The sequence below is a fragment of the Streptomyces mauvecolor genome (assembly GCF_039532965.1).
In the GTDB taxonomy this organism is placed as follows: Bacteria; Actinomycetota; Actinomycetes; order Streptomycetales; family Streptomycetaceae; genus Streptomyces; species Streptomyces violascens.
In genome coordinates this window covers 130395-143106 of sequence record NZ_BAAASQ010000016.1, presented here as the reverse complement: position 1 = coordinate 143106, position 12712 = coordinate 130395, and the positions used below count along the sequence as shown (strand labels likewise).

11 protein-coding genes are annotated in these 12712 nt (G+C 74.0%); 3 read left to right on the top strand and 8 right to left on the bottom strand.

Annotated elements, in window-relative coordinates:
• Window positions 1–835: 835 nt before the first annotated feature.
• Complete coding sequence (locus ABD346_RS21945; protein ID WP_344377186.1) at window positions 836–1021, top strand: LPXTG cell wall anchor domain-containing protein; 186 nt, start codon at window positions 836–838, stop codon at window positions 1019–1021.
• Window positions 1022–1352: 331 nt separating this feature from the next.
• On the top strand, window positions 1353–2633 hold the full coding sequence (locus ABD346_RS21940) for a glycoside hydrolase family 26 protein (RefSeq protein WP_344377004.1): 1281 nt from the start codon (window positions 1353–1355) through the stop codon (window positions 2631–2633).
• Here the strand turns inward: ABD346_RS21940 and ABD346_RS21935 are convergent.
• Genes ABD346_RS21935 through ABD346_RS21900 form a run of 8 tightly spaced genes read right to left on the bottom strand, consistent with a single transcriptional unit; the run spans window position 2619 to window position 11925 of the window.
• Window positions 2619–3749 carry a GNAT family N-acetyltransferase gene (locus ABD346_RS21935; RefSeq protein WP_344377003.1) on the bottom strand — a complete coding sequence of 377 codons (1131 nt, stop codon included), beginning with the start codon at window positions 3747–3749 and terminating at the stop codon, window positions 2619–2621. The genes ABD346_RS21940 and ABD346_RS21935 overlap by 15 nt on opposite strands.
• Window positions 3749–4426 carry a YveK family protein gene (locus tag ABD346_RS21930; RefSeq protein ID WP_344377002.1) on the bottom strand — a complete coding sequence of 226 codons (678 nt, stop codon included), beginning with the start codon at window positions 4424–4426 and terminating at the stop codon, window positions 3749–3751. The genes ABD346_RS21935 and ABD346_RS21930 overlap by 1 nt, the downstream gene beginning before the upstream one ends.
• A complete protein-coding gene (locus ABD346_RS21925) occupies window positions 4423–5661 on the bottom strand; it encodes a glycosyltransferase (protein ID WP_344377001.1) in 1239 nt (412 codons plus the stop codon). Before ABD346_RS21925 ends, ABD346_RS21930 begins: the two co-directional genes overlap by 4 nt.
• Window positions 5658–6443 carry a polysaccharide deacetylase family protein gene (locus ABD346_RS21920; RefSeq protein ID WP_189961711.1) on the bottom strand — a complete coding sequence of 262 codons (786 nt, stop codon included), beginning with the start codon at window positions 6441–6443 and terminating at the stop codon, window positions 5658–5660. The genes ABD346_RS21925 and ABD346_RS21920 overlap by 4 nt, the downstream gene beginning before the upstream one ends.
• Window positions 6433–8043 carry a murein biosynthesis integral membrane protein MurJ gene (gene murJ, locus ABD346_RS21915; RefSeq protein WP_381227974.1) on the bottom strand — a complete coding sequence of 537 codons (1611 nt, stop codon included), beginning with the start codon at window positions 8041–8043 and terminating at the stop codon, window positions 6433–6435. The genes ABD346_RS21920 and murJ overlap by 11 nt, the downstream gene beginning before the upstream one ends.
• The gene (locus ABD346_RS21910; RefSeq protein WP_344377161.1) at window positions 8040–9329 is read right to left on the bottom strand and encodes an O-antigen ligase family protein; all 1290 of its coding nucleotides are present in this window, start codon (window positions 9327–9329) and stop codon (window positions 8040–8042) included. Before ABD346_RS21910 ends, murJ begins: the two co-directional genes overlap by 4 nt.
• A gap of 29 nt (window positions 9330–9358) precedes the next feature.
• Window positions 9359–10780, bottom strand: coding sequence for a sugar transferase (locus ABD346_RS21905; protein WP_344377000.1), 1422 nt, complete (start codon window positions 10778–10780; stop codon window positions 9359–9361).
• Window positions 10781–10830: 50 nt separating this feature from the next.
• Window positions 10831–11925, bottom strand: a complete 1095-nt coding sequence (locus tag ABD346_RS21900; protein ID WP_344376998.1) for a glycosyltransferase family 4 protein — start codon at window positions 11923–11925, stop codon at window positions 10831–10833.
• Between the two features lie 360 nt (window positions 11926–12285).
• Between ABD346_RS21900 and ABD346_RS21895 the strand changes: the two genes are divergently transcribed.
• Window positions 12286–12540: a chaplin gene (locus ABD346_RS21895; RefSeq protein WP_381227970.1), complete on the top strand. Its 255-nt coding sequence runs from the start codon at window positions 12286–12288 to the stop codon at window positions 12538–12540.
• Window positions 12541–12712 lie beyond the last annotated feature (172 nt).

Here is a 12712-nt window from a genome sequence, read left to right as displayed (position 1 = left end):
CCATGCACCCCCGGTGCACCATGCTCCGCCGAGCCATCACGCGCCGCCCGCGCACCATGCACCGCCCGCGCACCATGCACCGCCAGTCCACCAGGCGCCGCCTGTGCATCACGCGCCTCCGGTCCACGAGGCGCCGCCTGTGCATCACGCGCCTCCGGTCCACGAGGCGCCGCCTGTGCATCACGCGCCTCCGGTCCACGAGGCGCCGCCTGTGCATCACGCGCCTCCGGTCCACGAGGCGCCGCCTGTGCATCACGCGCCTCCGGTCCACGAGGCGCCGCCTGTGCATCACGCGCCTCCGGTCCACGAGGCGCCGCCTGTGCATCACGCGCCTCCGGTCCACGAGGCGCCGCCTGTGCATCACGCGCCTCCGGTCCACGAGGCGCCGCCTGTGCATCACGCGCCTCCGGTCCACGAGGCGCCGCCTGTGCATCACGCGCCTCCGGTCCACGAGGCGCCGCCTGTGCATCACGCGCCTCCGGTCCACGAGGCGCCGCCTGTGCATCACGCGCCTCCGGTCCACGAGGCGCCGCCTGTGCACCACGCGCCTCCGGTCCACGAAGCACCGCCTGTGCACCACGCGCCCCCGGTCCATCACGTACCGCCCGCGCGCCAGGCGCCTCCGGCCCACAAGACGCCTCCCGTGCACCACGCACCCCCCGCCCCGCCGGCCTCGCACGAAAAGCCGCGGCGCCATCACTGCCCGCCCAAGCATCTGGAGCCTCCGGTTCACGAGGCCCCGCCGGTGTACAAGGCGCCGCCGGTTCACCACACGCCCCCGATGCATCACGTACCGCCGGTCCACGAGGCGCCCCCCGTGCACCACACACCGCCCATGCACCACGTTCCGCCCGCGCGGCACACCGCACCCCGGGTCTTCGCTCCCCCGGCCGCGGCGCACGTCCCGCAGCTCGCCGCTACCGGGGCCGAGTCGCTGCTCGCCGCCGCGGGCGGGGCCGCCGCCCTCATCCTCGGCGGGGGCCTTCTCTACCGGCGCGGCCGGGCGATGGCCGGCGTCTGACGGTGTCCGCCAGGACCCCCACCCGTGGCAAGTGACGGCCGAGGGCTCGGGGTGGGGGTTGGGTCCGGTTCCGCCGTAACTCCCGTATACATAACGACAGTTGGTCGCACGCGTTCGTACGCCGAAGGGTCCGGCTCCTCCTCGGGAGCCGGGCCCTTCGGCGTACCGGCCCCTGCCCGGAGGGTTGGTGAGGGGGCCTCAGAATGCCGCCATTTCCCCGTACCCCCGTTCGGGGGGCTTACGGCGTGGGCTGCTTATCTTCCCTATCGGCGCAATAAGAATATTTTCCAACCGGGAATCCGGGGAGGTCCTCAGAACCAAGGGAGCGCACATGCGTCAGCGACGTCATCGAGCGGCCACCTTCACCACGAGCGTTCTGGCGGCGGGCGCCCTCTGCAGCCTGGCACTGGCGCCCGGTGCCGATACCCCGCACCCCAGGGTCCACCAACCCGGGGCGGGCAGCGATCCTCCCCCCGCCCACCCCTCCGTCGCGCATTTCGGCGCCTTTCTGGATTCCGGCGCCCTCGGGGTGAAACGCATCGCGGCCCTGGAGAAATGGCTGGGCGGCGCCGACATCCGGGTCGGGCACACGTATCTGCCCGGGAACAACTGGTCCGACATCGAGGGGAAGGCGGGGTTCCTCGACGACTGGGCCACCTGGCGCCGCGAGCGCGCGGACCGCACCCTCGTCCTCAACGTCCCGATGCAGGCCCTCAACGAGGAGGGTCTGCCCGACGCCCGGGTACGCCGGCTGCTGGCGCGCGGCGCCAACGGGGACTACGACGAGCACTTCAAGAAGCTGGCCGAGCGGCTGGTCGAGCTCAAGATCCCGGACACGGTCATCGTGCTCGGCTGGGAGATGAACGGCACCACGTACACCCATCGCTGCGGGCCCGATCCGGCCGCGTGGAAGAAATACTGGAAGAGCGCGGTCACCGCGATGCGTTCCGTGCCGGGGCAGAAATTCCGCTTCGATTTCGCGCCGAGCCGGGGCCGCGACGCGGTGCCGTGGACGGATTGCTATCCGGGTGACGATCTCGTCGACATCATCGGAATGGACTCATACGACCAGCCCCCGGGCCAGGATTTCGACAAGCAGGTCAAAGAGCCGTACGGACTCCAGCAGCACGTGGACTTCGCCGCCGCGCACAAGAAGCCCATTTCCTATCCGGAATGGGGGCTCTTCCGCAACGGCGACAATCCCGAATACATGCGCCGCATGCTGGCCTGGATGGACACGCACCAGCCGGTCTACAACACCATCACCGACTACTGCCCGCACGGCGTGTGGGAGTGCACCGACAACCCCCTCGCCTCGGAGGTCTACCGCTCGCTCCTGTTCGGCCGCAAGGACCCCGTCCCGCAGCCGACGGCGCCCGCGACCCCGGTCACGCCGGTCACCCCGGTCGCTCCGGTCACGCCGGTCACCCCGGCCGTCCCTGCGGCCCCGGTGACTCCCCAGCCCCCGACCGCGCCCAGCCCCAAGCCCACCGCGCCCGTCACGCCCACGCCGCCCGCCAACTGCACGCCGCTCGACCTCAACCCCTGGGTCGAGTACTGGATCGGAGGCAAGCTCTGCCTCCGCCTCGACTGGTACTCACGCCGGTCCTGAGGGCTCCGTGGCGGGGCGGCGCCTGCCGTCCCGCCACTGCCGCAGCGCCCGCAGCGCGGCGCCCGCCCGGCGCCGCAGGCCCGCGTGCAGCGCGCTGGCCCACAGCAGCGGCAGGGTGCGCCGCCGGGCCAGCAGGAAGCGCTGGTTGACCCGGACCTCGGGCCGCCAGTGCTGCTTGTACGGCTCGTTGCCGCGCAGCATGCTCAGCGCGGCCCGGCCGCTGCCGTCGATGCGCTGGGCGCAGGACCGCAGCAGCATCGTGGCCACGTCCACCTTGCGGCCGCGCAGTCCGGGGTGCGCCCCGTACAGATAGCCGCCCGCGAGCGCCGGGGAGAGCAGGGTCAGATCGGCCGCGACCACCTCACCGTCCAGGCGGAACTCGGTGACCACCGCGTCGCCCTGCCGCGTCATCTCGCCCACCGCGCGCGCCAGATGCTCCTCGAACCGCGGCCGCAGGTGCTCGCGCGTCACCCCGCGGCCCTGCCACTGGAGCCCGTGCAGTTCGAGCAGCGTGCGCAGCGCTCCGGGTACCTCCTCGGGCGGTACGTCGCGCTGCTCGATGCCCAGCGCGTCGATCTTGCGGAGCTTGGCGCGGGCCCGCTGGGCCCGGTTCGACGGGAGCCGCGAGAGGAGCGCGTCCATGCCCTCGGCGGGCAGTTCGAGGCAGCGTGAATCACTCAACTGGCGTCGTGCGGAAGGCCAGTGGGCGTGGATCCGCTCGGCGCCGCCGCCCGCGCGCACCTCGCCCAGGTCGATCAGGGCGCCGCGCGCCGAGGCCATCAGCGCCCCCGTGAGGGCGTCCGCGGCCTCCTCTGCGCAGGTGTCGTCCAGGAGTACGTCCGTGAAGTCGGAGATGGTGCCGCCCAGCGGGACGAGCGCCGGAAGCGGGCGCAGCACCCGCATCAGCGGAGCCGCGCCGACCAACTCGCCGTCGCGATAGGCGAGATGGACCCGCAGCCGCCCCCGCGCCCCGTACGACAGCCACCAGGAGTGCAGCCACGCGTGGCTCTGGAACGGCGTCGCCGTGCGGCAACTCCGGTGCAGCCGGCGCCAGTGGGGGGCGAGGTCGGCGAAGCCCAGGTCGTCCGTGCACACCTCCACGCGGAGCCGCGACATCAGCCGACCTCCTGCGGTACGGAGGAGGCGCCGGCCGGGGCCGGTACCGAGGCCGCGGCCTCGGTACCGGATGCGGATGCGGATGCGGGCCTGCGGCGCGGCCGGGCCAGGAGGGTGAGGCCGCCGAGGAGCCCGCCCGCGCAGCCGCCCACCAGTGTCGTCAGCGTGGCCGACGGGGACGAGGGGGCCAGGGGCTTGGCCGCGCGCGAGAACTGAACCACCTTCACCCCGGTGGCGGCCTGGGTGTGGGCGCCGTTCAGGGTGAGGGCCCGGGCCACCGCGTTGGCCATGCCCGCGGCGTCCCCGGCCCGGGGCGAGGTGGCCGTGATCGCGATCATCGGCGCGTCGGGCGAGGTCGCCGTCTGCACGCTGCCGCGCAGGGTGTTCGCGCTCACCCCCGCCCACACCTGGGCGTCCCCGATGACCGCGACCTGGGTGGCGACCCGGCCGTACGCCTGGGCGAAACCGAGCGCGACCGACGGGTCGGCCTTCTCGGCGGGGGTGACCACGACATAGCTGGTCGCGGTGTACTCCGGGGTCTTCACCACGCCGTACGCACCGCCCGCCGTCGCGCCGAGCAGCGCGCACACCGGCAGCGGCCACCAGCGCGGCAACGTCCGGGAGCGCAGTGGGCGGCGGATGCTGCGACGCTGCCGCGGGCCGGAGAATCTGCTCATCTGGACTCCTCTTTAGCCGAGTTGTTCGCCGAGTTGTTCGCCGAGACGTCCGTCGGGGCGTGCGCCGGGCCGGGCAGGCGGAGGCCTGCCCGGTCGTACGCCGGGTGCGGCCGTGGCGCGCGGGCCGCGGCCGCCTCGTACACCTCGACCAGCTGGGCCGAGGTCGTGGTCACGCAGTAGCCGCGCACCGCGTCGGGGACGGGGAGGCGGGCGCGGCCCGCGTGCCGGAATTCGTCCAGTACGTCGGTGAACGCGGCGGCCGTGCGGCCGGTGCGCCGCGCGCCGGGCGCTGATCCGGCGGGCAGGTCGTCGATCGCCGGGCAGGTCACGTACGCCACCGGGAGCCCGGCCGCCAGGCCCTCCACGACGGCCAGGCCGAAGGCCTCCTCACTGGAGGGGGAGGCCAGGCAGTCCACCGCGGAGAGGAGCCCGGCCAGGCTCGGGCGGTGGCCCGCCGGGGTCGTGCCGTCCTGGACGCACTCGCCCGCGAAGACCACCCGGGCGGCCACGCCGAGCCGTTCGGCGCGGGCCCGCAGCGGCTGCTCCTGTGCGCCGCCGCCCGCGATCACCAGCCAGGCGTCCGGGAGTGCGGCGAGCGCGTCGATGAGGACGTGGAACCGCTTGCCCGCCGCCAGCCTGCCGACCGCGCCGATTGCGAACGCCTTTATCGGCAGCCCGAGTTGGTGGCGCACGGAGACGCGGGCGGGAATGCTGAAGGCGAACTGGGCGGCGTCGATGCCGTTCGGGACCACCTGGATGCGGTGCTCGGGCACACCCCAGCGGGCCAGGCGCCGCGCGATGGTGGGGGACACCGCGACGGTCGTGGTGCCGAGCCGCTCGCTCGCCAGGTAGAGGCCGCGTACGGCGGGGCCGAGCCGGCGGCCCTCGATGCGGGCCTCGCCCAGGGAGTGCTCGGTGGCGACGATGGTGCGCACCCCGGCGAGCCTCGCCGCGAGGCGGCCGTACAGGCAGGCCCGGTACAGGTGGGTGTGGACGACGTCGTAGTGGCCGCGCCGGATGAGCCTGGTGAGCCGGGGGACCGCCATGAGGTCGCGGTTGCCCGCCATGTCCAGGTTCCGCACCCGGCCGCCGTCGCGGACGATGGCGCGGGCCACGGCGCCGGGGTTGGTGAGCGTGACGACGTCGGCCTCGTAGGGCAGCTGCCCCAGCAGCAGCCGGAGTTGCTGCTCGGCGCCGCCGATGCCGAGGCCGGTGATGACGTGCAGGACCTTCATGGGCCCTCCGGGAGGTCGGCCGGCTCGTGCCGGCGCCAGCGGTGCAGGGCGCGCTTGAGGTGCAGCCGCCAGGCGGTGTCGCGCTCGCCGACGTGGACGCGCGGCAGGGCGTAGCGGCCGGTCAGCGGGCCCGGGTCGATGGCGCAGGCGTACTGGTAGCCGGCCGCGCGGACCGCGGCGACGGCGCGCAGGTCGACGGCGCCGTACGGGTAGCAGAAGCCCGCCACGTCGTGCCCGACCAGGTCGAGGAGGAGCTGCCTGCTCTCGTGCACCTCGCGGCGCAGGGTGTCCTCGTCGGCGTGGGTGAGGTCGAGATGGCGCAGGCCGTGCGAGGCGACCTCCATGCCCCAGGTGGCGGCCTGCTGGATGCCGCGCTCGTCGAGGAGCGGCTTGCGCGGGCCCAGCGGGTCCCACTCGTTGGTGGAGCCGAGCAGGCCCGGCAGGACGAACACGGTCGCCGTGCACTCGTAGCGGCGCAGCAGGGCGAGGGCCTCGGCCGTGAAGTCGGCGTACCCGTCGTCGAAGGTGAGGCCGACCAGGCCCTGCACGGTGCCGGCCGTGCGGGCCCGGATGAGCTCGGCCATGCTCACCCCCTTGAGGCCGCGTCTTCGCAGCCAGCGCAGTTGCCGTTCGAACCGGCGCGGGGAGACGGTGATGCGGTACGGATCGTCCGTGGTGTGGGTCACCGAGTGGTACATGGCCACCCACAGCGGTGCGGCGGGGCGGGGGCGCGAACCGGTCAGCGGACCCCACGGGTCGCCGACTGCCGTGTCAACGGGCATGCCAGAGCTTTCGTGTGACGGGACGGAACAGCAGACAGAACTCCCGGACCCGCAGCAGACGGGCCACGACCGCGAACACGACGACGGCCGAGGTGGCCCCGACTGCCAGTGCCAGTACGGGATGTGATGTTTCGTGCGCCGTCCACCAGCAGACGGCGGTCGCGCCGGCCGCGGCCGCCACGAGCCGGGCGAGCTGGCCGCCCACCCAGCGCACGGACAGCGCCGTGCGGCGCCGCCCGCTGCCCCACAGGAGCAGGAGCGCGGTCAGCGTGATGCCGAGCGCGTTGGCGGCGGCGATGCCGGGCGCGCCCCACACGGGTACGGCGAGGGCTCCGGCCACGGCGGTCGCGGCGAGGCCGGCGAGCATGGAGCAGGCCGGGAACCACAGGGGCCGGGCCTCGGAGAAGTAGGAGCGGGCGAGCACCCCGACGAGGGTCTGGCCGAGCAGCCCGAGCGCGTACATGCGCATCACGTCCGCGGTCGCCGCGGTGTCGTGGACGGTGAACGCGCCGCGCTGGAAGAGGACTTGGATGATCTGCGGGGCGCACGCCACCACCACGGAGGCGCCGACCAGCACGATGGTGCCCGCCACGATCAGGTCGCTCTCCACCCGGCGCCGGGCCCGCTCGGTGTCGCCCGCGGCGAGGGCGCGCGCGATCACGGGGAAGGTGACCGTGCACAGCATCAGCGAGAGCACCATCGGCATCTGCGCCACCTTCTGGGCGTAGTTCAGATGCGAGATGGCCCCGGCGGGCAGCGGCGCCGCGAGGAACCGCTCGATGAGGACCTGTGTCTGGCGGCTGAGCGCGAACACCACGATCGGGGCGACCAGGGCGAGCCGGAGCGCCTGCGCCGTGCCCCGGTCCGGCCGCCGCGCGGCGGGCAGGGAGACGACGGGCTCCCGGTCCCGCCAGCTGCGCCACAGCGCGGGCAGCTGGACGAGGATCATGAGGACGCCGCCGAGGGCGACCCCGGCCGCCGCGGCCCGCACCCCCCACGCTCGGCCGAGCACCAGGAGCAGCGCGATGATGCCCACGTTGTACGCCACGTAGATCGACGCGGGGGCCAGGAAGCGGCCGTGCCCGCGCAGGGCGGCGCTGCAGTATCCGGTGAGCCCGAAGGTGACCACGCACGTCGCGGTCAGCCGGGTGCAGTCGACGGCCAGGTCCGCGCGGGGCAGCCCGGGCGCGAGCACCGCGACCACGGCGGGGGCGGCGGCGATCAGTACCGCGCCGCCCCCGGCCAGCGCGAGCATCAGCCGGGGCAGGGTGGCCGCGACCAGGGCGCGTACCGGATCGGGGCCGGTGCGCCGGGCCCGTCCGACCAGGGCGAGACTGAACGCGGGTACGAGGACGAAGGCCAGGCCGTCCTCGATCAGCAGCGTCGCCGCGACCTCGGGGACCGTCCAGGCGACCAGGAAGGCGTCGGTGTCGGTGTCGGCGCCGAAGTAGTGCGCGAAGGCCTGGTCGCGCAGCAGGCCGAGGAGGGCTCCGGCGACCGTGAGCCCGGCGGTGAGGAGCGCGGCCCGCGCCAACAGCCGCCCGGAGGTGCCGAGTTCGGGTGTGTTCGTGGGGGCGAGCGGCGGAACGATCTTCGTCACGGGCGTGCCGTCCTGTGCGCGGCCAGTGCCCACCAGGCGGCGAGGCCGAGGACGAGCGCGGTCACCGCGGTCGAGGGGCCGCCGATGTCACCGTAGAAGAAGTCGACGAGCAGCCAGATCAGGAGGCCGTTCGCCACGAGCGCGCAGTCCATCGGGGCGCCCCGCCTGCGCGTGAGGCGCAGCCTGCGTACGCCGGCGACCAGGAGCGCGGCCCAGGCGCCGACGAGGGTGACCACGCCGAGCAGGCCCTGCTCGCTCAGGACGAGGAGGTACATGTTGTGCGGGGAGAGCAGGGGCTGGCGCTTGAAGGCGGCGCCGGCGCCCGCGGTGTCGCTGCCGGAGGACAGGGCGAGCGAGGAGTTCGCGTCGCGGTGGTCGGGAAAGCCCTTCAACCCGACGCCGGTGAGCGGGGACTGACGCCACATCAGTTCTGCTGCCGCCCACATGGTGTAGCGGTCGGTCACGGACTGGTCGGGGGCGCTCTCGACCTGGGTGATGCTGGCGAGCCGCTCCTGGAGCATCTGGGTGCCGGACCCGCTCGCGCCCGCCAGGACGACGGTGGTCGCCGCGATCACCGCGAGGACGGCCAGCGCGCGGCGCACCCCGGAGAGCAGCAGCAGGGCGCAGGCCGCGACGGCCGTCGCGATCCAGGCGCCCCGGCTGAACGACACGGCGAGCGGAAGCAGCAGGAGGGCCGCGCAGGCGAGCGCGGCCCGGCGGTGGGCGCGGCTCGCGCCGGGGTCGAGGGCGAGGCCGACCGAGCAGAGCAGCCCGCAGGACACCACGGTGGCCATGCCCATGATGTCCGAGGCGCCGAAGGTGCCGACCGCCCGGATGTCCTCGTTCATGTAGGAGGCGCCGGTGGAGGTCAGGTACTGCACGACGCCGACGCCGCCCTCGAACAGGGCGAGCGCCACCACGGCCGCCGCGGCGACCCGGAAGTCGTCGCGGTCGCGCAGCAGGAGCAGCACGGCGAGCGGCACGAGCACGAAGATCTGGAGGTAGCGCCCGAGCCCGGCGACGGCCGTGCCGGGACCGGCCGCCCCCATCGCGGCCACGCAGATCCCGGTCACCGGAAGCCCCATGACGAGAGCGGCCGTACGGCTCAGCGGCCGGGCACCCTCGCGCAGGACCCGCACCACCGCCCACACCACAAGCACCCCGCAGGCCGCGTCGGCGGCGGTCGCCGAGCCCTCGCTGCCCAGCGGGGGAGTGGCGAGCAGGGCGATCACCGCGAGCAGCGGCAGCAGGTGCAGGGCCCGGCGCAGCGGGGCCGGGACGGACATCGGCGGCGCGGCCGCGAGGGCGTGCACGCTCAGCTCCCTGTGGGGCGGACGAGACAGACCGCGGTGCGCAGCAGGATGCACAGGTCCTGCCACAGCGACCAGTGGTCGATGTAGTAGTTGTCGTAGCGGGCCCGGTCCTCGATCGAGGTGTCGCCGCGCAGCCCCTGCACCTGGGCGAGCCCGGTCAGCCCGACCGGCATCCGGTGGCGGGCCGCGTAGCCGGGGTGCGCCTGGCTGAACTGGGCCACGAAATAAGGGCGTTCGGGCCGCGGGCCGACGAGGCTTATGTCGCCGCGGATCACGTTCCACAGCTGGGGCAGCTCGTCCAGGGACGTACGCCGCATGAAGTTCCCGGCGCGGCTCATGCGCTGGTCGTCGGCGATGGTCCAGCGGGTGGCGGCCTCGTGCGCGGTGTCGGGACGCAGCGTGCGGAACTTGAGGAGGGTGAACGCCCGCCCGCCGAGCCCGATCCGCTCCTGCCGGAACAGGACCCCGGGCCCGTCGCTGCGGCGCAGGACGAGGGCGCACACGGCGAGGACGGGGGCAGCGACCATCAGCGCGGGCACGGTGACGGCCAGGTCGAGGAGCCGCTTGAAGAACAGGCCCGGCGCGGTGGCGGGGGCGGTGGTCAGCGGGCGGCAGGGGAAGGCGGCCACCTCGTCCGACTGCTGGCGGGGTACGGCATGGCCGGGTGCGCGCGTGTCCAGCTGCCACAGGGTGCAGCCCAGGCCCTCAAGCAGCTCCGGGGATACGGAAGTCGTGGCCTCGTGGGTGAACAGGCAGTCCTGCACCCCGTTTTGGATGACGGCGCGCTGGACGTCCTCCAGGCTGCGCAGCACCGGCACGGGCCCCGCCTCGACGGCGCTCTCGGACGGCGGCACGACCATCCCGACCGGCCGGATGCCGCCGCTCGACTGGCGCACCAGCGCGGCCGTGACTCGGACGGCGCTGGCCGCCGGGCCCACCACCAGGGTGGGCCGGGGCCTGCGGACGGCCTGCCGGCGCCGCAGCCACAGCGCGGCGCCGCGCCCCGCGCAGCTCACCAGCGTCTGGACGGCGCAGCCCGCCGCGACCGCGGACACCGCGAGCGGCGCGGCGGACGGCTCGTGGACCAGCGCGCTCTGGTGGGCGAGCACGGTCGAAAGCAGGCACCAGCCGATCAGGGCGCGGAAGAACAGCGCGGGCACGTCGGCGAGCACCCCCCGCGCCATCGTCGGCCGGTAGAGCCCGGCCTGGGCGTTGAGCACGAGCACCGCGGCCACGAGCAGCGCGGCGGGCCCGGGCGGCAGCCCGGAGTACGGCAGCACGAGCATGCCGAGCAGCCCGGCCGCGCAGTCCACCGTGAGCAGGGCGGACACGAACGCCCGTCCCGTGCGCGGCCGCCCGGCCGGCAGGGCGAAGTGGTCCGGCGCCTCGCGGGGCGTGACCACCGAAACGGTTCCCGATGACATCCCGGTGCCGTGGGGCGGCCCCCCGGCGGACGGGACGATGCTTTCCGCGGTCACTGGCTGATGCGTTCCCTGTGCTCGGAGCGCTGCAGGGCGGCCACGTCGCGGTACACCTCCGCGATGCTTCGGGCCGTCTGCCGCACGTCGTGGGTGGTGGATACGTGCTCGTGCCCCTGGCGGGCGAGGACGGTGCGCAGCGCCGGGTTGGTCAGCAGATGCGTGATCGCGCGCGCCAACCGGTCCGGTTCGTCCGGCGGTACGAGACAGAGGGGGGCGTGTCCCGGTGCGAGGCTCTCGGCCGAGCCCCCGACATCGGTGACCACCACCGGCCGGCCGCACGCCATCGCCTCCAGCGGGGCGAGCGCCATCCCCTCCCAGCGCGAGGGCAGCACGACCAGATCGGCCGCCCGGTACCAGGCGGCGGTGTCGGACACCGACCCGGTGAAGGACACCGAGCGGGGCGCGCACGCGCGCAGCGCCGGGAGGTCCGGACCGTCGCCGACCAGCACGAGATGCGCGCCGGGAACCGCCGCGCGCACGTCCTGCCAGGCGCGGAGCAGTACGTCCTGGCCCTTCTGCCGGCACAGCCGTCCGACACAGACGACCAGGGGAGCGTCGTCGGGGGACGGTGTGTCGTCGGGCGCGCGGTAGTGGTCGAGGTCGACGCCGTTGGGGATGACCGAGCAGGGTGCGAGGACGCCGGCCCGCAGCCCCGTGGCCCGCTCGCCCTCGCTGACGCACACGACGCGCGAGGTCCAGCGCACGGCGGCGCGCTCCCAACCCCGGGAAAGGCGGGCGGTGATCCCGTCGACCGCCTCGAACGACCAGGCGTGCGGCTGGAAGACGGTGGGCACCCTGCCGCGCGCCGCGAGCCGCGCGGCGACGCCGGCCTTCGCGCTGTGCGCGTGGATGACATCGGGGCGTACGCGCCGGATCAGCCGGGCCGCCCGCAGCGTCTCGCCGAGCAGCGCGGGGCTGGGCGAGCGGGTGGCCCGCCACGGGTGCACCCGGGCACCCAGGCGGGCCAGTTCGGCGCTCAGCGGGCCGGCCTCGGGGCATGCCACGGCGACCCGGAATCCGTCGCGCAGCTGGTCCCGCACCAGGTCCGTGACGACTCGGGCCACGCCCCCCTCGACGGGCTGGACCACGTGCAGGACACTCAGGCCCCCCGCGGGCCCCGGTCCACCGGGTCCGCCCGGGGAGTTCGCTCTCGTCGGCATGCGCGGTCACTCCGGTCTGGCGCTCGAAATGAAAGCTGAACAAATGATGCTGCGGGGCTCGCCTCGCAGCGTCCCGCCCTGCGAATTACGCATAACCGGTCCTCCGGCTGCCGCAGTTCCCCGCGCTTTGACCTGCCCGGGGCGGCGGGGAGCACTGTAACCGTATTTACAACCTGGTTCCGTCATGAATGCGTACGCCGGAGTGTCTCCTTCGGGGGATCGCGCGTATCCAGTTGACGGCCCTCTCGTTGTATCGGTGCCCTCTTCTCCAGCCGAAAGGAAATAGCAATGAATCGAATGGCCAAGTCTGCCGTGTCGACGGGTGCCGGCGCCGCGATCGTGCTGCTCGGAGCCAGTATGGCGGCGGCCACGGGACACGGCGGCGGGGCGAGCGCCGAGGGCGTTGCCGAGGACTCGCCGGGCGTCCTGTCGGGCAACCTGCTCCAGGCCCCGGTCCATGTACCGGTGAATCTGTGCGGAAACACGGTGACCGTGATCGGTCTGCTGAACCCCGCATTCGGCAACCCCTGCGTCAACAAGTAATCCGCAGGGGTGACGCCCCCGGACCGTGGACGCGGCCGGCGTTCACGGTCCGGACCCGCCCTTTGGCCGATTTCGCGGTCTCCGAAACCCCGGTTCACCCGTTAGGGGCAAAACCGTGCGCCCGGGGCCGCGTTGGGGTGTAGGTCGAGTGACCACACCCGGTCAATGACTT

Excerpts from the sequence above, each read along its gene's own strand:
- ABD346_RS21945 (WP_344377186.1), top strand. The coding sequence starts at position 836 with ATGCACCACGTTCCGCCCGCGCGGCACACCGCACCCCGGGTCTTCGCT.
- ABD346_RS21940 (WP_344377004.1), top strand. The coding sequence starts at position 1,353 with ATGCGTCAGCGACGTCATCGAGCGGCCACCTTCACCACGAGCGTTCTG.
- ABD346_RS21935 (WP_344377003.1), bottom strand. The coding sequence starts at position 3,749 with ATGTCGCGGCTCCGCGTGGAGGTGTGCACGGACGACCTGGGCTTCGCC.
- ABD346_RS21930 (WP_344377002.1), bottom strand. The coding sequence starts at position 4,426 with ATGAGCAGATTCTCCGGCCCGCGGCAGCGTCGCAGCATCCGCCGCCCA.
- ABD346_RS21925 (WP_344377001.1), bottom strand. The coding sequence starts at position 5,661 with ATGAAGGTCCTGCACGTCATCACCGGCCTCGGCATCGGCGGCGCCGAG.
- ABD346_RS21920 (WP_189961711.1), bottom strand. The coding sequence starts at position 6,443 with ATGCCCGTTGACACGGCAGTCGGCGACCCGTGGGGTCCGCTGACCGGT.
- ABD346_RS21910 (WP_344377161.1), bottom strand. The coding sequence starts at position 9,329 with ATGTCCGTCCCGGCCCCGCTGCGCCGGGCCCTGCACCTGCTGCCGCTG.
- ABD346_RS21905 (WP_344377000.1), bottom strand. The coding sequence starts at position 10,780 with ATGTCATCGGGAACCGTTTCGGTGGTCACGCCCCGCGAGGCGCCGGAC.
- ABD346_RS21895 (WP_381227970.1), top strand. The coding sequence starts at position 12,286 with ATGAATCGAATGGCCAAGTCTGCCGTGTCGACGGGTGCCGGCGCCGCG.